Source organism: Paenibacillus ihbetae (assembly GCF_002741055.1).
Classification (GTDB): Bacteria; Bacillota; Bacilli; order Paenibacillales; family Paenibacillaceae; genus Paenibacillus_AQ; species Paenibacillus_AQ ihbetae.
Genome location: NZ_CP016809.1, coordinates 2,741,774 through 2,766,370, shown reverse-complemented (window position 1 = coordinate 2,766,370; position 24,597 = coordinate 2,741,774). Strand labels below are relative to the sequence as shown.

22 protein-coding genes are annotated in these 24,597 nt (G+C 53.9%); 14 read left to right on the top strand and 8 right to left on the bottom strand.

Features of this window, described 5'->3' with window-relative positions:
- Positions 1 to 12: 12 nt before the first annotated feature.
- The 3 genes from BBD41_RS12400 to BBD41_RS12390 form a co-directional block, all read right to left on the bottom strand.
- Positions 13 to 972, bottom strand: coding sequence for a phosphotransferase enzyme family protein (locus BBD41_RS12400; protein ID WP_099477768.1), 960 nt, complete (start codon positions 970 to 972; stop codon positions 13 to 15).
- Positions 973 to 1,187: 215 nt separating this feature from the next.
- Entirely contained in the window at positions 1,188 to 1,862 is a 675-nt protein-coding gene (pgmB, locus tag BBD41_RS12395; protein ID WP_099477767.1) for a beta-phosphoglucomutase, read from the bottom strand.
- Between the two features lie 219 nt (positions 1,863 to 2,081).
- Positions 2,082 to 4,370, bottom strand: a complete 2,289-nt coding sequence (locus tag BBD41_RS12390) for a glycoside hydrolase family 65 protein (protein ID WP_099477766.1) — start codon at positions 4,368 to 4,370, stop codon at positions 2,082 to 2,084.
- Positions 4,371 to 4,481: 111 nt separating this feature from the next.
- Between BBD41_RS12390 and BBD41_RS12385 the strand changes: the two genes are divergently transcribed.
- The 4 genes from BBD41_RS12385 to BBD41_RS12365 all read left to right on the top strand — a co-directional run bounded on the left by BBD41_RS12385 (position 4,482) and on the right by BBD41_RS12365 (position 7,405).
- Complete coding sequence (locus tag BBD41_RS12385; protein WP_077570194.1) at positions 4,482 to 5,234, top strand: helix-turn-helix transcriptional regulator; 753 nt, start codon at positions 4,482 to 4,484, stop codon at positions 5,232 to 5,234.
- A 355-nt stretch (positions 5,235 to 5,589) separates the two neighbouring features.
- Positions 5,590 to 6,060, top strand: a complete 471-nt coding sequence (locus BBD41_RS12375; protein ID WP_099477764.1) for a DinB family protein — start codon at positions 5,590 to 5,592, stop codon at positions 6,058 to 6,060.
- 44 nt (positions 6,061 to 6,104) lie between these two features.
- The gene (locus BBD41_RS12370; protein ID WP_099477763.1) at positions 6,105 to 6,773 is read left to right on the top strand and encodes a Crp/Fnr family transcriptional regulator; all 669 of its coding nucleotides are present in this window, start codon (positions 6,105 to 6,107) and stop codon (positions 6,771 to 6,773) included.
- Between the two features lie 77 nt (positions 6,774 to 6,850).
- Positions 6,851 to 7,405, top strand: coding sequence for a redoxin domain-containing protein (locus BBD41_RS12365; RefSeq protein WP_077570188.1), 555 nt, complete (start codon positions 6,851 to 6,853; stop codon positions 7,403 to 7,405).
- 297 nt (positions 7,406 to 7,702) lie between these two features.
- On the opposite strand, the gene BBD41_RS12360 is transcribed toward BBD41_RS12365, so the two are convergent.
- From BBD41_RS12360 to BBD41_RS12345, 4 genes are read right to left on the bottom strand one after another with little or no spacing between them, the layout of a single operon-like run.
- Complete coding sequence (locus BBD41_RS12360) at positions 7,703 to 8,692, bottom strand: ketoacyl-ACP synthase III (protein ID WP_099477762.1); 990 nt, start codon at positions 8,690 to 8,692, stop codon at positions 7,703 to 7,705.
- Positions 8,693 to 8,704: 12 nt separating this feature from the next.
- Entirely contained in the window at positions 8,705 to 9,046 is a 342-nt protein-coding gene (locus BBD41_RS12355) for a hypothetical protein (protein ID WP_028406212.1), read from the bottom strand.
- A gap of 59 nt (positions 9,047 to 9,105) precedes the next feature.
- Positions 9,106 to 10,731 carry a thiamine pyrophosphate-binding protein gene (locus BBD41_RS12350; protein ID WP_099477761.1) on the bottom strand — a complete coding sequence of 542 codons (1,626 nt, stop codon included), beginning with the start codon at positions 10,729 to 10,731 and terminating at the stop codon, positions 9,106 to 9,108.
- Entirely contained in the window at positions 10,728 to 11,183 is a 456-nt protein-coding gene (locus tag BBD41_RS12345) for a GAF domain-containing protein (protein ID WP_099477760.1), read from the bottom strand. The genes BBD41_RS12350 and BBD41_RS12345 overlap by 4 nt, the downstream gene beginning before the upstream one ends.
- A 953-nt stretch (positions 11,184 to 12,136) precedes the next feature.
- On the opposite strand from BBD41_RS12345, the gene BBD41_RS12340 reads away from it, so the two are divergent.
- From BBD41_RS12340 to BBD41_RS12305, 8 genes are all read left to right on the top strand, one after another.
- Positions 12,137 to 13,477: an ABC transporter substrate-binding protein gene (locus BBD41_RS12340; RefSeq protein ID WP_077570181.1), complete on the top strand. Its 1,341-nt coding sequence runs from the start codon at positions 12,137 to 12,139 to the stop codon at positions 13,475 to 13,477.
- A 5-nt stretch (positions 13,478 to 13,482) separates the two neighbouring features.
- Positions 13,483 to 14,433, top strand: coding sequence for a carbohydrate ABC transporter permease (locus BBD41_RS12335; RefSeq protein WP_077570179.1), 951 nt, complete (start codon positions 13,483 to 13,485; stop codon positions 14,431 to 14,433).
- Entirely contained in the window at positions 14,423 to 15,283 is an 861-nt protein-coding gene (locus tag BBD41_RS12330; RefSeq protein WP_077570177.1) for a carbohydrate ABC transporter permease, read from the top strand. The genes BBD41_RS12335 and BBD41_RS12330 overlap by 11 nt, the downstream gene beginning before the upstream one ends.
- 107 nt (positions 15,284 to 15,390) lie before the next feature.
- The gene (locus tag BBD41_RS12325) at positions 15,391 to 16,110 is read left to right on the top strand and encodes a glycerophosphodiester phosphodiesterase (protein WP_077570175.1); all 720 of its coding nucleotides are present in this window, start codon (positions 15,391 to 15,393) and stop codon (positions 16,108 to 16,110) included.
- 289 nt (positions 16,111 to 16,399) lie between these two features.
- Entirely contained in the window at positions 16,400 to 17,848 is a 1,449-nt protein-coding gene (locus BBD41_RS12320) for an MDR family MFS transporter (protein WP_397311388.1), read from the top strand.
- Between the two features lie 59 nt (positions 17,849 to 17,907).
- On the top strand, positions 17,908 to 18,483 hold the full coding sequence (locus tag BBD41_RS12315; RefSeq protein ID WP_237087068.1) for a TetR/AcrR family transcriptional regulator: 576 nt from the start codon (positions 17,908 to 17,910) through the stop codon (positions 18,481 to 18,483).
- Between the two features lie 248 nt (positions 18,484 to 18,731).
- The gene (locus tag BBD41_RS12310; RefSeq protein WP_077570169.1) at positions 18,732 to 20,054 is read left to right on the top strand and encodes an MFS transporter; all 1,323 of its coding nucleotides are present in this window, start codon (positions 18,732 to 18,734) and stop codon (positions 20,052 to 20,054) included.
- Positions 20,026 to 20,943 (top strand): polysaccharide deacetylase family protein, encoded by a 918-nt coding sequence (locus BBD41_RS12305; protein WP_167392973.1) that lies wholly within the window; start codon positions 20,026 to 20,028, stop codon positions 20,941 to 20,943. The genes BBD41_RS12310 and BBD41_RS12305 overlap by 29 nt, the downstream gene beginning before the upstream one ends.
- A 316-nt stretch (positions 20,944 to 21,259) precedes the next feature.
- Here the strand turns inward: BBD41_RS12305 and BBD41_RS12300 are convergent, their stop codons facing one another.
- Positions 21,260 to 22,159, bottom strand: a complete 900-nt coding sequence (locus BBD41_RS12300) for a hypothetical protein (RefSeq protein WP_099477758.1) — start codon at positions 22,157 to 22,159, stop codon at positions 21,260 to 21,262.
- A gap of 160 nt (positions 22,160 to 22,319) precedes the next feature.
- On the opposite strand from BBD41_RS12300, the gene BBD41_RS12295 reads away from it, so the two are divergent.
- Together BBD41_RS12295 and BBD41_RS12290 are read left to right on the top strand one after the other, a co-directional pair.
- A complete protein-coding gene (locus BBD41_RS12295; RefSeq protein WP_099477757.1) occupies positions 22,320 to 23,042 on the top strand; it encodes a response regulator transcription factor in 723 nt (240 codons plus the stop codon).
- Positions 23,039 to 24,424 carry a sensor histidine kinase gene (locus BBD41_RS12290; protein ID WP_099477756.1) on the top strand — a complete coding sequence of 462 codons (1,386 nt, stop codon included), beginning with the start codon at positions 23,039 to 23,041 and terminating at the stop codon, positions 24,422 to 24,424. Before BBD41_RS12295 ends, BBD41_RS12290 begins: the two co-directional genes overlap by 4 nt.
- The last annotated feature ends 173 nt before the right edge of the window (positions 24,425 to 24,597 follow it).

The following is a 24,597-nucleotide window of genomic DNA, read 5'->3' as shown; positions in this document are numbered from 1 at the left end:
TTTCCTTATCGATCATGATATCGGCAAATGAACGACCGGAGTGCCGGCCTCGATATCGGCTTTCATCCCTGCGAGATAATTGCGGGTCCGTCCGTCCAGTTCATGCCAATTAACGTATTTGGAGAAGTAGACGAAGGAGTAGACGTTTCGAAAATCAATGAAAAAAGGAATCCGCTTGATCCAATCGTTGCTGAGGGTATGCTCCTGAAGATATCCGGTTAAGAGCGCATCGCAGAAGCGGGAGGCAAACTCGGCTTTTCTAGGGCCGGGAACGGTCTGTACTGCATGATAGATCGAGATGGCGATATCGTAAGCGTACCAGTGATAACCGACGTCTCCGAAGTCGAAAAAGACGATGTCGCCGTCGTGGATATGGAAATTGCGATGGTGCAAATCGTTATGGACGATGCCGTAGCCTTGCGGATTATGGGGGAGTGAGGACAGCTCCTTCAGATACTCCTTCCATCTGGCGTGCACCTTTTCGCCAGCTGCATCCGGAAATTCATCCGTATAGATCGGATGGCTGTTCCAATGGGCAAAGCCCATTTGGTGAAGGAGAGCGGCGGAATCGTGCTTGCCGAGCGCATGCATCCTGCCCAGACCGCGTCCCCAACGCTCGATCACGGAAGCATCCGACTCCAGGTCGGTTAAAGGCTGACCCGGCGCGATCGTGAAGGCGACCACATAAAATAATTGCCCCTCATGGGCGACCTTTTCGATAAGAAGCCCCTCCCGCGAGGTTACGGATTCCGCGATGCGAAGGCCGTGTCCGGCCAGATGAGCCATCCAGGTGAGCTCTCGGATGATGTCAGCCTTCTGGTATTTGGCGGCATCCAAGAACTTTAATACGAAACGGGACCCATCTTCTCCGGCATACTCGAATACGCTTTGTTCAAAGCCCCCAAGCAGCTTGAGCGAATACGCTCCCTTGCCGAATTTCCCGGCACCTTGATCTAAAACGGCCTGTTCCATCGATATATCCCCTCTCTTCCGCTACTGGTCATAGACTCCCGCTTAAGGCATAAATCGCACTCATTAGATTGGGAATCAATCACTGTACTTATCAGTCTACCGAAGACGAGACGGGGTTGCAAAATAAGCCCTCCGGCAGCATCATGACCATACGAAAAAAAAGGGAGTGTCCCAAAGGCCGACAGACCTTTTAGGAATACTCCCTTGCCCCTTTATTACCCTTCGAACGTTAGCTTCAGCTCGCGGAAGTTAAGCTGCGACGTGTCTGGCAGCACGATATCCGCATGCGGGAATTGCTCGGCCTGGCCGATCGCAACCGCGAACATGCCTGCGGCCTTGATGGCCTCCACGCCGGACGAGGCGTCCTCGACGCCGATGCAAGCGGCCGGATCGGCGCCAAGCTGGGCAGCCGCCGTCAGGAAGATCTCCGGGTCCGGCTTGTTGTTCTTCAGCTTCGTCACGTCAACGATGACGTCGAAGCGATCCATGACGCCAAGCCGGGTAAGGACGGCAACGGCGTTCTTGCTGGCCGAAGCGATGCCGGTCGCCAGGCCCGCCGCCCGGATGTCGGCGACGAATTCGGCGATGCCGGGAAGCAGGTCGGCCGGCGTAATCGTCCCGATCAGCTCGACGTAGAGCTTGTTCTTACGGTCCGCCAGCTGGTGCAGCTCCTCGTCCGAATAGCTGACCGGCGTTTCCGCCTGGCTTAAGAGGAGCTTCAGGGAGTCCATGCGGGAGACGCCCTTCAGGTTCTCGTTAAACTCGCGGGTGAAGGGAATGCCAAGCTCCGCGGCAATGGCCTTCCACGCCTGGTAATGGTATTCGGCCGTATCGGTAATGACGCCGTCCAGGTCAAAGATGACGGCTTGAAGCGTTCTTCCTTCGCTCATGGTGCATATCTCCTTTTGCCAGAGGGAGCGTATCGATATTGGTACGTTCCCGTGATCTTATCAATCGTTGATAGCGGGATGGTGGATGGCGGATGGTCGTTCGTCTTCACCCAGCCATCCACGCAATCCGGGCAGTTATTGGGATTGGTTCCGAGCCTTGCACCGGAACATCTCATCCCATCGCGATCCAGGGGATTCGCCCCCAAAGCCGCGTGCTGTTTAGCCTTTAAGCGGCCGTTTCACCGGCTGTCCGGAAGCCAGCTCCACAAGCTCCTCGTACAGCTTGATTTCGAGGGTTTCGCCTTCGACGAGCTCGATCGTCACACCTGATTTTTCAATCGAGACGCCGATCAGCCGTCCCCGGAAGTTCAAGCGGAATGCATATTGCTCCCAATCCTTCGGCATGGCCGGAGAGAGGGACAGCCCGCTTTCCTTAATGCGCATGCCGGCAAATCCGTATACGATGGACATCCAGGTGCCGCCCATATTCGCCATATGCAGCCCGTCCTTCGTATTGCCGTGCGTGTTGTCCAGGTCCAGGCGCGCGGTTTCGATGAAATACTCATACGCCTTGTCTGTATTGCCGATCTTCGAAGCCATGATGCTGAAGATGCAGGAGGACAGCGAAGAATCGTGCGTCGTGATGCCTTCGTAATAATCGTAGGAGCGGCGGATCGTCTCGAAATCCTGCTCGTCCTCCAGCAGGAAATGGGCCAGCACAGTGTCCGCCTGCTTGCACACTTGGTACCGGTAAATCGTCAGTGGATGGTAATGCAGCAGCAGCGGATATTTGTCTTCCGGCGTGTTCTCGAAATCCCATACCGCTTTGCGCAGGAACGTATCATCCTGCGGATTGATGCCCAGCGTCTCGTCGTAAGGCAGCAGCATCGCGTCCGCAGCCTTGGCCCAAGCGGCGATTTCCGCATCGGTTACGCCGAGTCTGCCGCAGAGCGCTTTGTAGCCTTCCGCATCGTAGTCTTTCAGGATCGCGCAGCTCTTGGCAGCCCACTTCAAGTTATGCTTCGCCATCACGTTGGTGTAATAGTTGTTGTTTACACAGCAGGTATATTCATCCGGCCCCGTCACTTCATCGATATGGAACGCCCCGTTGTAATAATGGCCGATGTCCGCCCAGAGGCGGGCCGTCTCGATTAGCACCTCCGCACCGTAGGACAAGAGGAAATCCTGATCCTGCTCAGCCAGGTAATACTGAATATAGCTGTAGGCGATATCGGCGCTGATATGGTACTGCGCGGTTCCCGACGGGAAGAACGAGGAGCATTCCGTTCCCGAGATGGTACGCCACGGGTACAGGGCTCCCTGTTTATGCCCCATCTCGCGGGCTCTTGCCCGTGCCTGGTCAAGCGCAGCGTAACGGTACAGCAGCAGCTGGCGAGCGATATCCGGCTGGGTCATCAGGAATACCGGGAACATGTAAATTTCCGTATCCCAAAAGTAATGCCCTTCGTACCCTTCGCCGCTGAGGCCTTTAGCGGAGATGTTGCTGTACTTGTCCCGACCGGCGGATTGCAGCAGCTGGAACAGATTGAACCGGATGCCCTCCTGAAGACGATCATCGTTACGGATCGTGACATCGGCGGACTTCCAGTAATCGTTCAAATACCGGGTCTGCTCGGCGGTCAGATCCTCGAACGACAAATCCTGCAGCCGCTCGTGAAGCCGGATGCCCTCTTCCACGAGATCCGAGCCATGACGCAGGCTGTCCGTGTACATATTGTATTTCGTCAAAGTAACCGGTCCGGAGAGCGGGAATGAAGCGGTGAACAGAACTTCGCCCGATCCGGCTTCCAGCTGCACCTGGGCCTCGGAGCCTTCCAGACGGTGGCGCGTCACGCAAGCCGCACGCAGCTTGGAAGCCATCGTCTCGTCCATGACATAGCCGTCTTGACCTCGAACGCCGGCATCGATTACGGTCATTCGTTCCGCATGACCCGCTCCGACCCGCGGGTCGTTCGGATTCGTGTAGTTTTTTACATTGCCGTTCACCGTCGAGACGATGCGTACCCGGCCGTTGAAATTGACCGGCGTCAGCTCAAGCTGGATCGCAAACAATTCGCGGCGGGTGAAGGACACCAGGCGCCGGAACGTCAACCGGATTTCTTTGCCGGACGGAGAAGTCCATTGCACCTTACGCTCCGCATAGCCTTTATCCATGTGCAGATGGCGTTCGTGGGCTGAAATCGTCCCATGGTCCAGACGAAACGGCTCCGGCTCGTCGTCCAAGTAGACGAGAACGGTTTGAGCGTCGATATTGTTTACGAGCTTTTGCTGGGTATCGGGAAAGGCGAACAGTTTCTCGCCGTATGGAATTTCAATGACATCGTGAAAAGCATTCAGATAGGTTCCGCGAATGGTCGACATGGACGGGCCGTAGCCCTCCTCGAAGTTGCCCCGAACGCCGAGGTAACCGTTTCCAAGCGCGAACAGGCTCTCCATATTGAGCAGCGCCTGCTGTGATAATTCGGAATTTGAAATCTTCCAAGTCATCGTGTACACTTCCTCCCTAGCAAGGTTATGTTTGAATTTTAGAACCAAAAAGGGTTATATTATACTAAAATATTCAGATTTTTATCAATATTTTTAGGTGGTGTGCAAATAATGAAAGAGCTCTCCCGTTCGGCAAACCCGCCCTTCGTCTTGTCTTCCCGGATGCAATATTTGCGCGACAATTTTATCCATCCGCCGTTCGATTACGAGCATGAGCTGCTGGAAGCCATCCGTTTCGGCGACGAGGCCAAAGCGATGGATATGCTGCGCAAGATCAATGAGCTTGAAGCTGCGGTCTTGGCCACCTATCCGCTCCGTTCCAAGAAGAACGCGCTGATCGCCTCTTGTACGTTATTTACCCGGGCGATTATCAAGGGCGGCGTCGATCCGGAGACGGCCTTTCATCTCAGCGACACGCTTATTTTGGAAATCGAGAAGATCGGCGATGTGGAGCGCCTTGTCGCGTTCGAATACGAGATGCTGGTGCAGTTCGTCTCGATGATCCGCAAGGAGAAGGAAGAGCTGACGTATTCGCATATCGTGAATCTGGCGATCTATTACATTCGCGAGCATATTTTTCAAGAGCTGTCCCTGCAGGGAATCGCGGATCATCTGGGCGTCCACCCGAGCTACCTGTCCGACCGCTTCAAGCGGGAGACCGGCATGCCGCTGACCTCGTACATTAACCGGAGAAAGGTGGAGGAGTCCAAGCACCTGCTTGTGTACACGAATCAGCCCATTTCTGAAATTGCGTTTACGTTCAAGTTCTGCAGCCAGAGTTACTATACGCAGGTGTTCCGAAATTTTACGGGGATGACGCCGCGCCAGTTCCGTTTAAGCGGAGCCAAATCCATATCGACGTGAAGAAAGTCTGATCGGCGGGATTCAAAAATCGATATTTCCCTTGAGCCCTAAAGGCCGAATCGATCGCATCGGAAATGGTCCTCTGTCGGTCAGCGTCACGCGAGATGCCGGCGGGGCATCCTTCAGCGTGAAGGTGCTCGAAAATACGTCCGGATGTACGCTGGTCGGATTAGTAACACAGACCGTATAATATGCGGACAAACAACCTGGCTCTTAACCTACCGAAAGAGAGCCAGGTTGTTTTTTTATTGAAAACACGAGAACGTATGTTCTATAATATAGGGCGGACTCTTTGAACCAACTTACATAACCAGTTCATACTGAACAACAACCTAAGATAAGGGAGAGAACGGGAATGAATACCTTTTGTACATATGCGCTGCACCAGATCGAAGTGGCGGTGCTGTCGGTCGTGGCGATGATTGACAAGCTAACAGAGGAGGATCTGCTCGTTAGGCCAACGGCGGACAAGCATTCCGTCGGCGAGCTGCTGAAGCATATCGCGGTCATCTGCAGAGCCGACTTCCTCATATCCGGCGGGGCGACGCAGGAAGAGATGAGCGTTTACTACGCCGGAGTATCGCTGAACAATCTGAAGGATATCCAGGCTGAATTGTTAACGAGCTATTCGTACTTGGCGCAGGCATTTCATGAGATGAGCGACGATGAGCTGCATCGGGAGGTGACGTCCTATTGGGGCGCAGCCTATACCCGTTACGAGTGGCTGCTTGAGATTCTGGCCCACTTGTACCATCACCGGGGACAGCTGCATGCGATGCTGGTCCACTGCAATGGCAAAGACCCGAAGGTGCCGCTGTTCGAGTAAGATCCTTATCTAAATATCAATCTCTTTTAAGGGGGAAACGGAGCATGACTTCATTTCAGGACAAGCGATTGCTGGAAGTTTTTCCGTGTTTGAGAGATGTTTGCCCGGAGGATTGGGCTGAAGCCAAGCCTGAAGTGAGGATATTCTCCGCTAAAACGCGTCTGTTTCAGCGAGAGGAAGCAGCGCTCTATGGCATGTTATTGCTGAGTGGCAGTGCCCGCATCAGCCAAATCGGGGAGGAGGGGAGCGAGCGGGTCGTGAACAAACTGAATCCCGGCGAAATTTGCGCTCTCCTTGTCCTTAGTGGACTGAGTGAACGAGACTACCCGGCTGTTATAGAAGCTGAAACAGAGGTCGTGGCGCTGTTCATTTCCAAACTCAGTTTTCTTCGCTGGGTGCAAGAATACGAGTCGATTCGTAAAACTGTGTTCGGTAACCTCCTTGACGGAATCATGCATATGGGTGAACAGCTTCAAGGAAAACAGACCAAACCGATGGATATGCGATTGGCAGAAGCACTGCTGCGTGCCACGTCGGAGCAGCAGCCAATTTTGCGAATGACGCATGGCGAGCTTGCCGCCGAGGTCGGCACCGCCCGTGAAGTCGTAAGCCGCACTCTTCAGCGTTTTGAGTTGCAGGAGTTGGTGGAGAAAGGGCGAGGCTGGATACGGATCATCCGCCGTTCGGAATTGGAGAGGCTGTTTGGTGACTAGGTCACAGAAGAGGATTGCTCTTTCTGATACATTGGATCGGTAAATCAATCTTTTCCAAGTACAGGAGGTAACCACCGATGACTCACCAGCTTCAGCAGGGAATGGCCGCCCCGAATTTTCAAACCGTCGACCACTGCGGCAACCCCATATCGCTTGATAATTACCGCGGACGTAAAGTACTGCTAGCCTTTATGCGTTTTTCCGCTTGCGCCCTGTGCAATTTGCGCGTACATCAATTTGTCGACAGGTTTCCAGACTGGCAGCGTCAAGGTCTGGACGTTATTGCCGTCTTCGAATCACCGGAGGCTAATATGCGAACTTACGTTGGGACACAAAACCCCCCGTTCCCGCTCGTTGCAGACCCCAAGGCGTCTTTGTACGATTTGTATAGTGTCGAGACATCGGAAGAGAAATTACGCATGACAATGGCGGATGCGAACACGAAAAAGTTTGCCGAAGCAGCAGCAGCAGCAGGTTTTGCTCTTACTCCGGAGGAAGGCTCCAACTTCAATCGAATACCTGCTGAATTTTTAATTGATGAGCGTGGTATCATACAGCTCGCGCATTATAGCCGCATTGTTACTGACCATCTCCCGCTTGCGGTGATCGACAGGTATGCAGCAAGCAAATAACAACGCATTGCAGAAGGCATAATGACATTCAAGGTTGTTATGCCTTTCAGCTAGTTAAGCTAAAACGGTGTACGATAGGTCAATGCCTACACCGCGAGGTTGCAATAGGAGTTAATCGGCGGCTGCATAAGCTTTTAGTTAAATAAACAAATATACGCAGCTGGCAGGTTGATTGTCCCCCTGCACTAATCTATGATGACATGAAGAAGCCCGTCCATTGCGGAAATGGACGGGCTTCTTGCTGCAGATACCTTTTATTATTAACGATGAGAACGGTCAGCTGCCAGAGCAGGAGACTTAGTACTGCATCAACAGGCTGACATTTTGCCAACCCGCTCCCACCGTCCAGAAGACCAGGTAATCGCCGCGCTTCACTTTACCTGCCTGAACTGCTTCGTACAGTGCGAGGAAAGGGCTCGTTGTCGCGGTGTAACCGTACTTGTCCCCGATATAAGGAACCTTGTCATGATCAATGCCGAGGCGCTCGGAAACATGCTTGATATTGCCCAAGGTAAACTGGGAGAACATAAAGCCGGCAATATCATCCTTGGTCAGATGGTTGCGTTCCAGCAATATGCGGATCGAATTCACCGCCGATTCGGCACAGACCGAATCGTCGAATGGCGTAAACTTCACCTGCGCATCCTTAGCCGTAAACTCCTCACGGTACAGATTCGACAAGCCGTGGGCCGGGAAAAGGGAATTGTCGATGACGGACGTATCGGTTTGATAGACGGAATCGATCAAACCGCGGGTGCCTTCCACTTGCTCCAAAATCACGGCTACTGCCGATTCGGCAAAATTCGAATAATACACCGGCTCCTCCGGGCTGTGGACCGAAAGATAATCGGAGCCGACCACAAGCGCCCGCTCAACCCTAGGATTAGCGGTCATATAGCGGGAAGCCTGCTCGACCGCAACAAGGATGCCGGCACAATTCGCGTTAATGTCGAAGCAAGCCGTTAAGAGATCGCCTCCAAGGGCATGGTGGAGCTTCAGCGCATTGCTGGGTAACAAATATTCCGGTGTCTGGGAAGTGAAGATGATCAGATCCACGTCTTTTGCGGACAGCCCGCTCTTCTCCAGCACCAGCTTGGATGCCTGCACGGCCATCGTGAACGTATTCTCTTCCGGATTATCGATAATAAAACGCTTATTACGGCCCAGAGCGGTTACAAGTCCGGTAACATCCGTACCTCTTTCCGCAAAATAATTAATGTAGTATTCGTTGTCTACTTCATTAGCAGGATGGTAGATTTCAATCTCGCGAATTTGTACACCTCTCATGGCCATCTCTCCTTATTGTTCGATAATTTCGTAGTTGTCCAGCTTCACGCCCCGAGCTACACGCCCGAGCTGCATTTTCAGGATCGGATTTTTGGAAATGCGCAGCGTAACCTTTTTAAAGCCGTCTTTTTTATAAAGCTCGAAGCATCCTTCCAAAAGCGGCAGCGTCTCAGGCGCAGAGACGTTCAGCTTCGTGCAGTCGATGTCAATTTCATATTCCGGAACGGAAATGGTTGAAATGGCCTTGCCGTAAGCCTCAATGGATGCCATTCCGTCCTCCGGCGAGAAGGTGCCTTCCACCTCGGCATGAAATACTTTTGCAGCTTGATCGATTTTGATATTAAAGCTTCCCATGTTGCTCTTCCTCCTATGATCAATACATATTATGGTGAATTGGTGTTGTTCCTTATTGCTTATTTCTTCAAGGCCTTCAAGCGATCCAAGATCGGTGCAGGCTCACTGCCGTCCGTATTGACTTCAATGATGCAGGGCCCTGTCATCTCCCGCAGGAATCCCGGGATATCCTCCATATCCTCCAGACGGTCGACAGACATCGCTCGGATGCCGGCGATGCGCATCATGTCGGCGATGGAGATTCTCTCCTGCTTGTAATCCGGGATCGTGCGGTTATATAGAAACTTCTGCCCGCGCTCGACGTAAGACAGCATGGCGTTGTTAATAATGAAGTAAATGACGGGCAGACCGTATTCTTTAGCGGTAAGCACCTCGGTGCCATTCATGAAGAACGAGCCGTCGCCCGCAATAACGGCAACCGGGCGGGTCGAGTCCGCCAGATAAAGCCCCGGTCCACCTGCCATCGCCGATCCCATCGCTCCATAGTTCAGATTGATTTCAAAGTCGCCGCCGGCGGGCACTTCCAAATACTTCAGGACAAAGTTGGTGAATTCCCCGATATCGCATACATATCGCGTGTCTGCCGGCATCACTCGGCTCAGCTTCTCCAGAAACAGGCGCAGCGACAACCCCGTATGATTGGGCTCGTAGGCCTCGTTAAGCGGAGACGGCTTCTTAAAGGAAGCCGAAGACGGGCTCGCCTGCTCCACAAAATAAGGAACGGCGTCCCGAAGATCGGCAACGACGGCTGCATCGGTCCGGAACACTTTCCCGAGCTCTTTGGCATCACGGTCGACATGAATCACTTTGCGTCCGTCCACCAGGACGTCATTGAAGTTACAGGTAGAGGACTCTCCGAGGCTTGTACCCAAAATTAAAATGCAGGAGGCCTGCGAAGAGGCGACGTATTCCATCGCCGCATCGGTGCTAGAAAATCCGTAATTCCCTAAGTTCAGCGGAAATTCGGCAGGTATGATTCCTTTCGCCGATGGCGTTGTAATGATGGGCCACTGCAGCCGTTCGCTGAGACGCATGATCGCTTCGGCTGACGAGCGCCCGCCGCGGCCAACCATAATGATTCCTTGCTTGGCCTCATTCAGGAGGGCTGCAGCCCGCTCCAGCTCTTCCGGATTCGGGCGAATACGCTGGAGCGAGGAAGGCTCTGGAGCCGCAGGCAGGAGCGCCGGCGCTTCCATCCGCTGCACATCGATCGGAACCGAAATATGCACAGGCCCGCAAGGGGGAGTCAGCGCGATCCTTACCGCCTTATCCAGCTCGGCCAGCACATCGGCTTCGTTCATCACGGTGCTGCTGTATTTGGTGATGGGGCGGACGATATCCTGCGCATCCATCTCCTGGATGGCGCCCTTGCCGATCTGCCACCGGTTCACATATCCGGTGATGACCAGCAGAGGGGCTTTGGCGCGCATGGCATCGGCAATCCCGTTCATCATATTGCCGACGCCGACCGCACCGGCACCGGCACAAACGGCGAGCTTGCCGGAATTGCTGGCATATCGCGCGGCCATATAAGCGGCGCCGGCTTCATTTTTCGTAATGATCGGTTTGATATCGACATCAATCAACGCGTCGTAGATCGGCCCGATGATCCCGGCCGGAATCCCGAACATGCAGTCCACTCCGACATCTCGCAAATACTTCAGCATGGCTTCGGCTATATTCATGTAGAAGGATCCTCCTTATGCTGTAGTTGAAAGGCATCCCTGTATTCAAACACCAGTGATTCTGCACGTTGAACCTCTTCTTCCGTGAAATCATGCCGTGCTCCAATCGAGGCCACGACGACGATCCCCTTCACCGCCTCATGCTGCATGACAGGCAGAACCATAATGCTGTCGATCCCGAACAGGAAAAACTCGTCGGCTGACCGCGGATCGTTCTTCACGTCTTGCACGACAGCCGTTTGCGGATGCTCCATCATTTCGCGCAAAAGGCGGTCATGCCGGATGTAGACGGGATGCTCTGCATGAACGCTTTTCCACTTCTCCACGCCGAGCTGGTCTGTCTTCGTTTTGGATACCGGATTCAAACGGCCGTCCCGGATTTCATGATAGGCGATATCGGCCACGCCGGTGAGGCGTTCAAGCTCTTCAAACAGTGATGCTAATCGCTCCATGCCCATTTCTCCTCCGTATCAAAAAATGTCATTGTCCGATCGGATGTTTAGTTTCTTCGTCCGATTCAAGCAGCTAGGAGGACGTTAACATTTCTCCCTTAGCGGATAGCTTAAAGCCGCCGCTCTTGCTGTCCAAATTGTCGGTGTCGTTATGTTTGCTGAAGTAAGGTACGCCCCCTTTGTCGCAATGGCCGCGGCATTTCCGGGTACGGGCAAACTGCGGCTATTTTTGGAATTGCGTGTAACACACCATTTATATCGGATCCTTTTTTTCGTCCTTTCATGGTTTTTCGGAAATATTATAATTTTTTTCACATTTTCATAGCGTGTTATCCAGTTGTAGGGAAGCGATGGTTTCCTTTGATATGTTCGCAATGATATTTGTTACATCCGGCTAATTTTCTTTTAAATTCGACAAAAAAATACATATTTCGCTATAGACTCCTGCTAATTAATTCCTCTATGATAGATACTAAACATGATAGACACAGCTTGTGAGCAGTTTTGGCTATTCTGAAAGCGCTATCCTGGGGGAAGCGGCGAATAACTGAAGGATTGGAAGAGACTCAATCTGGCATGACCCCAATTCTATCGTTTTGTGCAGCGGTAACCGAAAGCGCATTCATAGGATGGCTGGTACTTGAGCAGGAGGTTGTTCACACATTTTTTGGTTCATACTCCCTTGATCAACCGTCGCTAACACGAGTGGTGCGTGTTTCATAGGGCGGTTCGGTCCGCAGTGAATGAATTGCTTAATTGCATATCGCTAGGGGTGGAGACGATGAGATAACCCTGGGAGGCAGCTGCTTTAGCTTTTGTAGGAGGTGGTGGCTCTTTTGGTTGCTCGTTAACGTCTCTATTTTTGTGCGCATTTTTTAGGGGATATCTAGGCTTTTGAATCACAGACAGCAGATATGCAGTGATAGGAACATTCGAAAGGGGCCAGAACATTGATGAAAAAGAAAACATGGTTGCTTACGCTGTTGACCATTTTGATGATCATGACGACCGCGTGCGCAGGAGGCAGCGGAGGAAGCGGGAACGCAGGGGGCGAGGTTAACCTCGATGACGTGGAAGCCGCTTCGATGGATCTGAAGAACGATACGACGCCGATCAAAATCCAGTATTGGCACTCGCATGCCGAAGCCCAGCTGGAAGGCTTGAACTACATGATTGCCGAGTTCCAGAAGAAGTATCCGCACATTACGGTCGAACCGGTATTCCAAGGCGGGTATCCGGATCTGCATAAGAAGCTGTCGGCTGCCGTGGCCGCCGGCGACGTTCCGGCTGTGACGAACGTGGAAGTATCTTCCCTGCCGAACTTCGCGGACAGCGGCGTATTCGCCGACCTGGGACCATGGATCAAACGGGACGAAGTGAAGATGGACGACTTCGCGCAAGGCATGCTGAACGCGTATGCATTTAACGGCAAGCAATACGGCTTCCCGCTGATCGTCAGCACCAGCGTCTTCGTGTACAACAAGACGATGCTGGACGAGCTCGGCGTAGAGCCGCCGCAAAAGTGGGACGAGATTGAAGCCTTCAACGCCAAAGTCGTGAAGAAGGAAGGCGACAAAACGACACGGTATGCCTTCTCCGTTCCAGGCTGGGATACCTGGTACTACGATCCGTGGAACATTAACGGCGGCGGGCAAATCCTGACGGAGGATATGAGCGCATCGGCAGTGGAGAACGAGGATTCCTTGCGCTACCTCCAGAACTTCTACAAGTGGCAAAACGAAGGCAGCATGCATATGGGCTTCGGCAAGGGCGCTTCCGACAATATGCGTCAAATGTTCCTGAACGGCGAGATCGCAATGGTACAGCATACATCGGCCATGCTGAAAATGTACCGCGAGAACGCGGACTTTGAAGTGGGCGTATCCTTCCTTCCTGGCGACAAGAAGCGTACCTCCAATATTGGCGGCGCAGGCATCGTGATGATGAACGGCGCCAAGGATCTGGAGAAGGAAGCCGCATGGAAGTTTATCGAGTTCATGACCTCGGCCGAGCATAACATCAAGTGGGCGGAATCGGTAGGCTACCTGCCGACCCGGAAATCGGCAATCGAATCGGAAGAAGGCGACCAATATTTCGAGAGATGGCCTCAGTACAGAGCGGTTTACGAGCATTTTGACGAAGTGACTCCGCGCCTGCAGCATCCGGCTTATCCGGAATTCAGCGAGGTGTACAAGGAAGTCATCGGCGAGATGGTGCTTAACAAGAAGGATCCGGTGCCGTTAATGCAGGAAGCGGCCAAGAAGATTAACGATATTCTGATGGATTACGAGTGATGTCTATGGGAACTAATCCAAAATTAAACAAGGCGGCGCCCAACCGGGCGTCCGCTTCCGTATCCAGACGGGTGTCGAATTCGGTCATCGAGAAATGGAAGGACTTTGCCTTTTCGGTGCCGGCACTGGTATTCATGGGGGCTTTCCTGTACTTCCCGCTCCTGTACTCCATTTATATCAGCTTCACGAACTGGAACATGACGCGCCCGGTGATGAGATTCGTCGGAGCGAACAACTATACCCGGCTGCTGACTAACGAAGAGTTCTATCAATCGATGAAGGTGACATTTCTATACACGCTCATGGATGTCGTCTTTACGCTGGCGATCGGCTTGCTGCTGGCGCTGCTGCTCAACGTGTCATCCTCCCGCCTGTTCGGATTCATGCGGGGCGTGATCTTCATGCCGTATTACATTTCCATGGTCATCGCGGCCATGGTGTTCACTTGGATTTATAACGGGCAGTACGGGCTTTTGAACCAGGTGGTATCCTGGTTCGGAATGGATCCGGTGGAATGGCTCATCAATCCTTCCACCGCGCTGCCGGCGCTTGTCGCCGTCTCGGTCTGGAAGGGCGTGGGGTTTGCCATGATCCTGTTCATCGCGGGCATGCGCGGAATTCCGGCGGAATATTATGAAGCGGCCTCCATTGATGGAGCCAGCCGGCTTCGGCAGTTCCGCAACATCACGCTCCCGCTCTTGTCGCCCATGACGCTGTTTCTTGTTATTACCAGCTTCATTTCGTCGATGCAGGTCTTCCAATCCATCGATGTCATGACTGATGGCGGACCGCTTAAGGCCACCAACGCAATCGTATACTGGATTTACACGATGGCCTTCGTCGAGTTCAAGACGGGCAGGGCTTCCGCACTGGTCATGATTCTGTTCGTCATTATATTGCTGTTAACGATGTTTCAGATGTGGGTCAGCAGGAAGAAGGTGCACTATGAGGGATAATTATATGGCCGGTTCGGCCGCAAACCGCAAACTGCTCATGACGCTTCGCATTATAGCAGCGGTCCTGGTCACTCTGGTCATGTTCTTTCCGGTATATTGGCTCTTGATCAGCTCGCTCAAGACGCAGGCTGAAATGCGAATGGCCGTACCGACGTTCTGGCCGCAGAGCTTCGCCTGGGAGAACTTCGCCGAAGCCTTCCGCGTCATTCCGTACGCGCGGTATTTCGGCAATACGCTGATTATGGCCGTAGGGACGATCATTCTGCAGCTGAACGTAGCGTTAATGGCGGCTTATGCTTTCGCGAAAGGGCAATTCCGGGGACGGGATGCGCTATTCCTGCTCGTGCTGGCCGCCCTGATCGTTCCCGAGCAGGTTACCTTCGTGCCCGTATACGTTATGATGTCGAAGCTTGGCTGGCTTGACACATTCTTGGCCCTCATCGTGCCTCATGGCGCTTCGGCTTATGCGATCTTCCTGCTGCGGCAATCGTTCAAATCGATCAACAATGATGTTCTGGAGGCGGCACGGGTCGACGGTGCGGGCCGGTTCTCCATCTTGTACAAGTTGCTGCTCCCGATGGCGCTGCCGACCGTCGTAACGATGGGCGTTCTGATCTTCATCTCGACCTGGAACTCGTATTTCTGGCCGCTGATCATGACCAATGACAACGATATGCGGGTGCTTACGGTCGGCATCGCGATGCTTCGCGATTCCATTGCAGGCAATGAAGCGATGTTCTTCCATATCATTATGGCATCGAGCGTTATGGCGATCATTCCGATCGTGCTTGTCTTTACGGTCATGCAGAAGCATATCGTAGCCGCTATGGCAAATTCGACATTTAAGTAAATAGGCATGCCAGAGCCACCGGGGCCTCACGCCCCGGTGGGCTTTCCATGTTAAGACGGCAGGCCGCATCATGGTAGTTTAACTAAGCTTACGAGGGGGAATGAACGATGACAGTACGTGGACTGGCCCATCGGGGGTATCCGCTGAAATACCCGGAGAACACGATGCTGGGCTTTCGGAAGGCGCTTGAGCTTGGGTACACGCATTTGGAGCTGGACGTTCAGCTGACGAAGGACGGGGTGCCCGTCGTAATCCATGATCCGACGGTCAACCGGACGACAAACGGGACCGGAGAGGTGAAGTCCTTCATGTTCGAGGAGCTCCGGCGACTCGATGCGGGGCAGGGGGAAGTCATCCCTACGCTGGAGGAAGCGCTGCTGCTGGCGAAAGACCGCATGACGGTGGATATCGAACTGAAGCAGACGGGACATGCTTATCCGGGGCTGGAGCAGAAGGTAATCGAGACGGTGCGGAATGCAGGCATGGAGAAGCAGGTGTTCCTGACCTCCTTCGATCATTATTCGATCGAGCGGGCGCGCACCCTGGATTCGGACATTGAGCTTGGCCTGGTTATTTACGGGGCAACGCCATCCGTATTTCCGTATCTGGATCAATTGAGGGCAAAGTATGTGTCCGTAAAATATGTGTTTATTACGCCTGAATTTTTGGAGGAAGCGCGAAAGAGGGAGATTCAGCTGATCGTGTGGACGCCTGACGATGAGGCGGTGCTCGAGTCCCTCGCGCAGTATCCGGACCTGTTGATCTGCACGAACAATCTGGAGGGCTGGGCGAAGGTGTACAAGGAGAAGATGCTGCAGAGCTCGTAGAGCTTTTGCAATGATTGCAGAGAACTTGACTTGAAGAGCTTCCAGCATGTAATGCAAGCTTGTTCTGCACTCCGCCGTTATGCCTACAGCGGGTTTGGAGTTGAAGCAAGCGGAATATGAATGGATAAGGGTAAGCCCGGGACGGTAGATGCCGGGCTTACCCTTTCTTTGTAAAGAATATGTAAATTTTTAAATTTCGGTTTGACTTGCGGACAATTGTCCGTTAGAATAATACCACGCTAACGGACAATTGTCCGTATATAGAGATAAGGAGGATACATTCTTGGATATGGGAGTGGGGCCGAGTTCGGCCAAAATTGATTTAAGCAAGATAAAGAGGGGACCGATTGTCGCAGCGCTGATTATCGGCGCGTTCGTCTCGATCTTGAATGAGACGCTGCTGAACATCGCGTTTCCAAGCTTGATGGAGCAGTTCGGCATCGGTGAGGGGACGGTGCAGTGGCTGTCCACGTCTTACATGCTCGTTGTCGGCATTCTCGTGCCAATCACGGCGCTGCTTCAACTATGGTTTTCGACAAGGCAGATGTTTATCGGCGCAATGTCGCTATTTCTTGTCGGGACCATTATATGCGGGTTCGCCCCAGTATTCGGGGTGCTGCTGACCGGTCGTATTTTGCAGGCAGTCGGAACGGGTCTCATGATTCCGGTGCTGATGAATACGATCCTCAGCATCTATCCGCCGCAAAACCGCGGAGCCGCCATGGGGATGATCGGGCTTGTCATTATGACCGCCCCGGCGATCGGACCGACACTGTCCGGTTTGATTGTTGACGCGCTGAATTGGCGCTGGCTGTTCTATCTCGTGATTCCGCTGGCTGCATTCTCGATTATTTTTGCAGCTATGTTTTTGAAAAATGTAACCGAGCTTACGAAACCGAAGGTCGATTTCATCTCCATCATTCTGTCGACGATCGGCTTCGGGGGCATCGTGTACGGCTTCAGCAGTGCCGGAGAGGGCTCCTGGTCTGATCCGGTGGTTATTTGGTGCATCACGGCCGGGGCTATCAGCCTGCTGCTCTTCGTATGGCGTCAGCTGAGCATGAAGGAGCCGATGCTGGACCTGCGTACCTTCAAATATCCGATGTTCTCGCTGGTGACGATTCTAATGCTTGTGCTGATGATGAGCATGTTCTCCACGATGATCATGCTGCCGCTGTTCCTGCAGAATGCACTGGGAATGACGGCGCTGGCGGCGGGTCTTGTCATGATGCCGGGCGGCATTATCAACGGACTGATGGCACCGATCACGGGCAAGCTGTTCGACAAGTTCGGGCCGAGAGTGCTGGTCATTCCGGGACTGATCCTGTTAGTTATTGCCATCTTCCTGTTTTCGCGCGTTAACGCTTCATGGACGGGTGGTTATGTAATCTTCCTTCATGTTATGATGATGATAGGGATATCCATGGTCATGATGCCTGCCCAAACAACGGCTCTGAATCAGCTGCCGAGACTGCTGTACCCGCACGGAACCGCAATTATGAATACTCTTCAGCAGGTGGCGGGAGCCGTCGGCATGGCGCTGTTTATCAGCATCATGACAGCAGGAGCTAAAAATTATGTCGTGACAACCGGGGATCTGAATCCGGTCGAGAGTATGATAGCCGGCCTTCATAGTGCTTTCATCACCGGACTTGTTCTGGCAATTGCCGCATTGGTGCTGGGTCTGTTCGTGAAACGCGCTTCTACGCCGTCTGAACAGGAACGGTCCGCCGCATAAGGATTCCTGTGTCGATGGGAAAGGATGCATGCATTCTGAGCAAAAAAGAGAATGACGAATTGAGTCAAAAAATCTTGGATACGGCTCAAGCGTTGTTTAATAAATACGGGGTCGAGGACGTGTCCATGCATCAGGTGGCCAAGACGGCCGGGATCGGCCAAGGCACGCTCTATCGCCGTTATCCAAGCAAGAGCAAGATATGCTTTTCCTTGATGGAAGCGAAAATCGATCGGTTCCTGCAGGAGCTGGATGAGTATCTTCGCAACAGTGATGAACCGGTCGCCGTCCGGATTCGGACGATTATCACCCGTGTGATCCTGCATTTTAATGAGGATTTGGAATGGCTTCGGGTGATGCTGACCACCGACAGGCTGGAGGAAACCAAGAATCAATTGTGCGAAAATCCGCCCTTCACCTATCTGCGGCTGCAGATCAAAACCTTGCTTGAGGATGCGGCGGAACAAGGCACCCTGATGCCCGTGGATCCGCAGTTTACTTCCGTCATGATGGCCTCGCTGCCGCGTGCAGATATTATCTTGTTCCTGCGCGACATGGGATACAGCGCGGAGCAGATTGCCGAGCAATATTGCCGAAGCTTTGTGGATCCGCTGTTTGTAGACCGTTCAACCCTATAGCATTCGCGGTAACCAAGCCGCTTCGCCTGAAGACCTGCCGGTCCTAAGCGAAGCGGCTTTTTCTGTTGCGTGCATCGGGCGCTGGTCTATAGCTTCAGGCGGGTAAAAGGGCAGGGTCTCGCGAGGCCTGTTGGCAAGGTGCCCATTGTCCGACACCGGCCGGGTGAGCAGGTATAAACCCAGGCTGCGGCGAATACTGTACACCAATATCGTCCATTCCAGGATGGACCTTTGGTGGGGGGATGCGCATGAAGCGCAGTTGGGTCAATTCGCCGTATTCATTTTCGCTCGGGATGTTTGCCATGATGGTTCCGAGCCAGGCGTTCAGCTCCTTTTACATCTTCTTTTATGTGGATCAGCTGGGATTGGGAATTGGGCTGGCATCTCTGGCACGGACGGTTTTTCTGATCTGGGACGCGGTTAATAATCCGCTGATGGGGTACTGGTCGGATCGGACAAAGACAAGAATCGGGAGGCGCAGGCCCTGGGTGTTCGGCGCGATTCCGCTCTTTATGCTCACCTTTGTGCTCGTATTTTCCCCGCCGGAGGGACTTGGGCAGAACGGACTGTTTACGTGGTTTCTGATAACCCTGATTCTTTACGAGGCAGTAGCAACGGTGCTGTGGGTCAATTACGGGGCCTTGTTTCCGGAGCTGTTCCGGGGCGACCGGCTCCGCGCCAAGGCTTCGGCGGTGCAGCAGGGCTATCAGGTCGTTGCCCTGCTGATCGGCACGGCCGTGACGCCGATTCTGTACGATGCGATGGGGTTCTCGAACATGGCGATTCTATATGCTGTGCTGTTCGGCGCGTTCATGTTCATATGCATGATGAGCGTCCGGGAGCAGGAGGCTTACCGGGAAGCAGAGCCGCTTTCGCTGGGCGCGGCATTCCGGGAAACGCTGCGCAACAAGAAATTCTGGGTGTTCAACATCTCGAATTCGTTCGCGCAGACGGTGAACGGGCTCATCAGCTCGACGATCCCCTTTTATGCCAAATATGTGCTGAAGATTCCTGATGACCAGGTGTCCCTGCTGCTGGCTTCGGTATTCGTATCGGTCATTCCGCTCGTATTCGTCTGGTACCGGATCATCCGCAGCATGGACGGCGTGAAGGCCTGGCGGCTGTCCTTGGCGATATACGGTCTGTCGGTCATTCCGCTCTGGTTCGGCTTTAACCTGGTCAGCGGCATCTTGGCCGGCATCGGCGTAGGCTTCGGGCTTGCCGGCTTTCTGGTGACCCCTGCGGTTGTCAGCGGCAGTATCATCGATGAAGATGCGCAGCGAACAGGCTTGCGGAGGGAAGGGATTTACACGTCCGTGAGCGGGTTTATTACGCGGTCGAGCGGTCTGATCTCCGCGCTTGCCTTCTGGGTGGTCGGGATCATCTTTGGATATGAAAGCGGCGACAACCCGGGGAACGATCCGGAATCGACCTTCCGTTATTTAATGAGCGTCGTTCCGCTATGCCTGCTGGTGGTTTCATTCCTCGTATCCTTCCTTACCAAAATCGAATTTTCTAAACCGATCGGAGGCGTGCATGAGCATGGAGCGAAGACTGATCATCAATTGTGACGATTTCGGGCAGAGCGGGCCGATGAATCAGGCCATCCAGCACCTGCTTGAGGAGAACAAGGCGTCATCGGCCACCATCATGACGGTCGCCCCCGGATTCGAGGAGGCGGCAGCGTGGGCCGCGCGGAGGAATCAGGCCAATGTGGGCCTGCATCTGACGATGACCAGCGAATTTGAAGCCTTGCGATGGCGAAGCCTGACCGGGCATCCCTCGCTTCATGATGCCGAAGGCTACCAATACCGGACGGTCCGCGAGTTCGAACAAGGCGCAGAGGCCGGAGCGGTGCTGAAGGAATTGGAAGCCCAGTACCGGCTTGCCCGCAGGGCAGGGATTCGGATTAGCCATGTCGATAATCATATGGGGAGCCTGTATGGGATAGAGACGGGGCGCAGCCTCATCCCTCAGATGCTGTGGAAGACTTCGCGCTGGAGGCTCCCGGTTCGGCTGTTCCGCTATATCGACCCGGAGGACTCCCTGCTCCGCTCCCTGCCGAACATCGAGCGTCCGGTAGCCCTGGCATCGGGCTTAGCCGATACATTCGGGGTTCCGATTCCGGATTATCTGCTCTCGCATCCCTTCCCCAAGCTGGAAGGGGAGACGTACGACAGCTTCAAGCAATCGATCATTGCCAGACTGTACCGGCTGCCGGAAGGCGTATGCGAAACGTATGTCCATCCGGGTGTGGAGGATGACTGGATGCAGGCGAATATTCCGAATTGGGAGAAGCGGGTGTGGGAATTTAAGCTTTTGTTTGACGATGATTTTGCCTACGGGATGCGGGATGCCGGCGTGATCCTGACGGATTACCGGTATGTCGAGGCGAATTTGAAGCGTCCCCGCGTACGGTCGGCGGTGAAGCTGGTCAAGGTGCTGGTCAAGAAATCGTAATAGGCGCCGGAGTCTGGCAAGCTTGGTCGCCGAATTCGCCAGCCGACAAACCCAAGCCTGCATGACATAGTCCAGCCAACAACTTGCCGGATCCAGCAAGCAGTCTCTGCCCGACCAGACCCGCCAACAAACTTGCCTAGCCTAGGCCCGCCAACAAGCCTGCCGGGTTCAGCAAGCAAGCCGTCCCGGAGCGGGTCAGCTATAATGCCTGCCTCGACTGGACCAAGCATCGAGCCTGCCGGGTCCACCAAGCCAAGCCCTGCCCAAACCGGGCAGGGCTTGTTCTTGAAAACGTAAGTATATCCATTCCTATAGACTATTCAGCGTCAGCGTCTTCCTTCGCAGCCTTCAGCTCCAGCTGGGCGATCTGTGCCTTATACTGTTCGAGAAGCTGGGCCAGGGCGTTCTTGATGGCGTCGGAGTCCTTTGATTCCACGGCCTGTGCAAGCTCCATTTGCGCTTTGATGAAGGCGATATCACGCTCGGTAAGTTTGACCGCCTTAACTTCCTCATGGCGGCCTGGAGCTGCTTCAATAAGGATATCATCCGGAGATACGGCTGCTGCCGCTTTGATAGCGATGCTCGCTTCTTTAGGCGAGGAGGTTATATCGCTAGCCGTACCATCGCTCTTAAGCTCTTTCCGTATGAGCGTTTTTACCCATTGCTTAGGGACGTCCTGGTCCGCGATATCGCTCGGTTTCGCGACATGTACCAGGCCGGCATCACCTTTTATCTCGTAATTTCCCAAGATCTCTGAATCTCCCAGGATCTCTGTAATTTCAACCGTTTTCGCAGCCTCTTTCAATTCCTTGATGTTTTCGCCCTGAAGGTCCGGCGCTTTAACTGCTGCAATGGCTATTCCATGGATGGGCGCCGACTTTTCCTGGGCTTCCGGATCCGGCTCAGTAGGAGGGGCTTCGGCCGCAATAAAGAAGGCCTTCCCTTCCGTTACAGCCAGCTTCTTGTATTTCTCCAGCGTCTGCTCCCAGTCTTTCAGCGTCTCCGTTGCATACTGCTTGACCAGCTCCAGCGGATCAGGCAGTATGCGAACGGAGGAAGCGACCGGACCGGCCTCCGTTGTCGTTTGGTATATCTTCACGTTGTGAAGGGGCCGATCCGTCGCAGACGAGTCTGCGGAGGCATGGGCCGTACCCGCGGAAGCCACAAGAAGAGCAGCCGAAAGGGCCAGTTTGCCAAAAACATGCTTGTGATTCATGGTAACACTCCTTTATTTGAGGGATAAGTTGTCTTACAGTTTCAATATACAGACCGGCATTGGCAGAACGTTGGTGCTTTTGTGGAAAAATAATGGCATTTCCCATCCGCCGGCCGCCGCTTGGTATACTGATAGAAGATAAAGCCCGGAGGTACATATGATGAATGCAAATGTGCTGATTGCAGTCGTTGACGATGACCAACATATCCGTAACTTGGTGGAGGCCTACTTGCGCAAGGAAAGCTACCGGACGGTAGGACTTGGAACCGCCGAAGAGGCTTGGGAGCTGTGGCAGACCAATCCTCCGGACATGTGGGTGCTCGATATTATGCTTCCCGGCATGGACGGATTCGAGCTGTGCCGGCGGATTCGCACGGAGGCCGAAGTACCGATCATCATGATTTCCGCCAAGGACAGCGAAGTGGACAAAATTTTGGGGCTCGAGCTCGGCAGCGACGATTACATGGTGAAGCCGTTCAGCCCCCGCGAACTGGTAGCCCGCATCAAGCGGCAGCTGAGCCGGTGGTATAAATTCCATCATGCAGGCGGTGCTTCGCAGCTTGCGCCGTCCGCGTCTGCCGCCATTACGAACGGCCGTCTCCGGCTGCTGCCGGATGAGCGGCGCGTATTTTGGGACGGAGCTGAAGTAGATATGACCAACAAAGAGTTCGAGATGCTCCGGGTGTTCGCCGAGCACCCGAATCGCGCATTCACGCGGGACGAGCTGCTGACCTCCGTATGGGGGGATGATTATTTCGGCAGCGACCGTGCGGTCGATCATCTGATCAAACGTCTGCGGAAGAAAGTGGAGCAGCTGCCGATCGAGGCGATTTGGGGGCACGGATACCGAATGCGGACCGAAGGAGGGGAGATATTGCCATGAAGCTGGTGCATCAGATCAATCTGGCGTTTGCGATATCGCTGATCGCCGTCCTGTCGGTGACGGCGGTGATCATTCATTATGTCCTTCTGGACCATTTCATCGGAACGCAGCGGAAGGACATGCAGTCTATAGGAGCCCAAATAACGGAGACATTGGTCAGCGCGGCCAAGAGGCAAATTCCGATTGAAGAGGCCCCTTTGGCAATGGCGAACGGGATTTCCACTTATCCGATCGTCGGCATGTCTGCCGTCATTACGGACACGCAGGGAAATGTGGTCAGCTCCACGCCGCTTCCTGCGGCAGTCCCGGCTGAGGCCGTCCCGGTCGAGGGTGGCGAGTACCAATCTGTCGGGGTAACCAAAGGCCTAACGGTCCGGCAGATACTCAAAGATGACCTCTTCCTTACGGAGGTGACCTCGGTGCCTCAAGGCACGCTTACGCTGATCACGCCGATCAGCAAGATCAAGGCGATCGAGCAGGCGCTGCTGGGACGGCTGCTGCTCGTCTTCGGCGCCGGGGCGGTCATGATGCTGATCCTCAGTCTGTTTATAACGAAAAAGCTGATCAAGCCGCTCATGCTGCTTCGGGAAGAGCTAAAGAAGGTGAAGGAGCGTCAGTTCTCGGAGGTCCGGCTAGTGGGCGCTCCGGGCGAAATCGGCGTGGTAGCGGAAGCCGTGCATGAAATGGCGAGTGAGCTGGAGCGGTACCACCATGTGCAAAAGCAATTTTTCCAAAATGCCTCCCATGAGCTGAAGTCGCCCCTTATGTCGATCTCCGGATATGCGGAAGGCATCCGGGATGGCGTGTTCGAAGGTGAGGATATCCGCAAGGGGCTGGATATCATCATGAGCGAAAGCAGCCGAATGAAAAACATCGTTACCGAAATGACCCTGCTGGCCAAGCTGGATAGCGAGGAGGATATTTTTCAGGCGGCTCCCGTCCATCTGAAAGAGCTGGTGGAAGAAGCCATCGAGAGGATCAATCCGGTCCTCGTCAAGAAGGGGCTGTCCGTGCATCTTTCCTATGCGGAGAACGAAACGTTAATCGTACATGCGGACCGCGATAAGCTGCTGCAGGCTCTTCTGAACATCGTCTCTAATGGTGCAAGGCATGCCAGCAAGCATATTTACATTCAGGCGGGCATTGAGAAGGGACGGGTGGTGCTGTCGGTCTCCGATGACGGGGAGGGAATCGCCGAGGAGCTCCTACCCTACCTGTTCCACCGGTTCGTAAAGGGGAAGAATGGGGAATCCGGTCTCGGCTTGGCCATCGCACGGGCGATTGTCGAGCGCTGCGGGGGGCTGATCATGGCTGCCAACCGCAAGGAGGGGGGCGCAGTTATCACGCTCGGATTCCCTCCGTATCGTGCTGCAGGAGCCTGAGCTGAAGCCGCTTAGGGACCAGGCTGCTGATACGAACGGCCCTTGGGAGGTAACGGATAGCCGCTAAAGCATGCATTTTGATCCGAGGGAAGATTGAGGGCGCGTGGAGTAAGCGGATCCGCACGCCCGATTACCATCTATTGACAATCGGAGTGCAATGGGCTAAAATACAT

Bases quoted from the DNA above. Each gene is read 5' to 3' on its own strand.
- BBD41_RS12350 (WP_099477761.1), bottom strand. From the start codon at position 10,731: ATGAATATAGCCGAAGCCATGCTGAAGTATTTGCGAGATGTCGGAGTG.
- BBD41_RS12375 (WP_099477764.1), top strand. From the start codon at position 5,590: ATGAATACCTTTTGTACATATGCGCTGCACCAGATCGAAGTGGCGGTG.
- BBD41_RS12365 (WP_077570188.1), top strand. From the start codon at position 6,851: ATGACTCACCAGCTTCAGCAGGGAATGGCCGCCCCGAATTTTCAAACC.
- BBD41_RS12305 (WP_167392973.1), top strand. From the start codon at position 20,026: ATGGAGCGAAGACTGATCATCAATTGTGACGATTTCGGGCAGAGCGGG.
- BBD41_RS12295 (WP_099477757.1), top strand. From the start codon at position 22,320: ATGAATGCAAATGTGCTGATTGCAGTCGTTGACGATGACCAACATATC.
- BBD41_RS12385 (WP_077570194.1), top strand. From the start codon at position 4,482: ATGAAAGAGCTCTCCCGTTCGGCAAACCCGCCCTTCGTCTTGTCTTCC.
- BBD41_RS12360 (WP_099477762.1), bottom strand. From the start codon at position 8,692: ATGAGAGGTGTACAAATTCGCGAGATTGAAATCTACCATCCTGCTAAT.
- BBD41_RS12325 (WP_077570175.1), top strand. From the start codon at position 15,391: ATGACAGTACGTGGACTGGCCCATCGGGGGTATCCGCTGAAATACCCG.
- BBD41_RS12400 (WP_099477768.1), bottom strand. From the start codon at position 972: ATGGAACAGGCCGTTTTAGATCAAGGTGCCGGGAAATTCGGCAAGGGA.
- BBD41_RS12340 (WP_077570181.1), top strand. From the start codon at position 12,137: ATGAAAAAGAAAACATGGTTGCTTACGCTGTTGACCATTTTGATGATC.
- BBD41_RS12345 (WP_099477760.1), bottom strand. From the start codon at position 11,183: ATGGAGCGATTAGCATCACTGTTTGAAGAGCTTGAACGCCTCACCGGC.
- BBD41_RS12335 (WP_077570179.1), top strand. From the start codon at position 13,483: ATGGGAACTAATCCAAAATTAAACAAGGCGGCGCCCAACCGGGCGTCC.
- BBD41_RS12310 (WP_077570169.1), top strand. From the start codon at position 18,732: ATGAAGCGCAGTTGGGTCAATTCGCCGTATTCATTTTCGCTCGGGATG.
- BBD41_RS12290 (WP_099477756.1), top strand. From the start codon at position 23,039: ATGAAGCTGGTGCATCAGATCAATCTGGCGTTTGCGATATCGCTGATC.
- BBD41_RS12320 (WP_397311388.1), top strand. From the start codon at position 16,400: ATGGGAGTGGGGCCGAGTTCGGCCAAAATTGATTTAAGCAAGATAAAG.
- pgmB (WP_099477767.1), bottom strand. From the start codon at position 1,862: ATGAGCGAAGGAAGAACGCTTCAAGCCGTCATCTTTGACCTGGACGGC.
- BBD41_RS12390 (WP_099477766.1), bottom strand. From the start codon at position 4,370: ATGACTTGGAAGATTTCAAATTCCGAATTATCACAGCAGGCGCTGCTC.
- BBD41_RS12300 (WP_099477758.1), bottom strand. From the start codon at position 22,159: ATGAATCACAAGCATGTTTTTGGCAAACTGGCCCTTTCGGCTGCTCTT.
- BBD41_RS12330 (WP_077570177.1), top strand. From the start codon at position 14,423: ATGAGGGATAATTATATGGCCGGTTCGGCCGCAAACCGCAAACTGCTC.
- BBD41_RS12370 (WP_099477763.1), top strand. From the start codon at position 6,105: ATGACTTCATTTCAGGACAAGCGATTGCTGGAAGTTTTTCCGTGTTTG.
- BBD41_RS12355 (WP_028406212.1), bottom strand. From the start codon at position 9,046: ATGGGAAGCTTTAATATCAAAATCGATCAAGCTGCAAAAGTATTTCAT.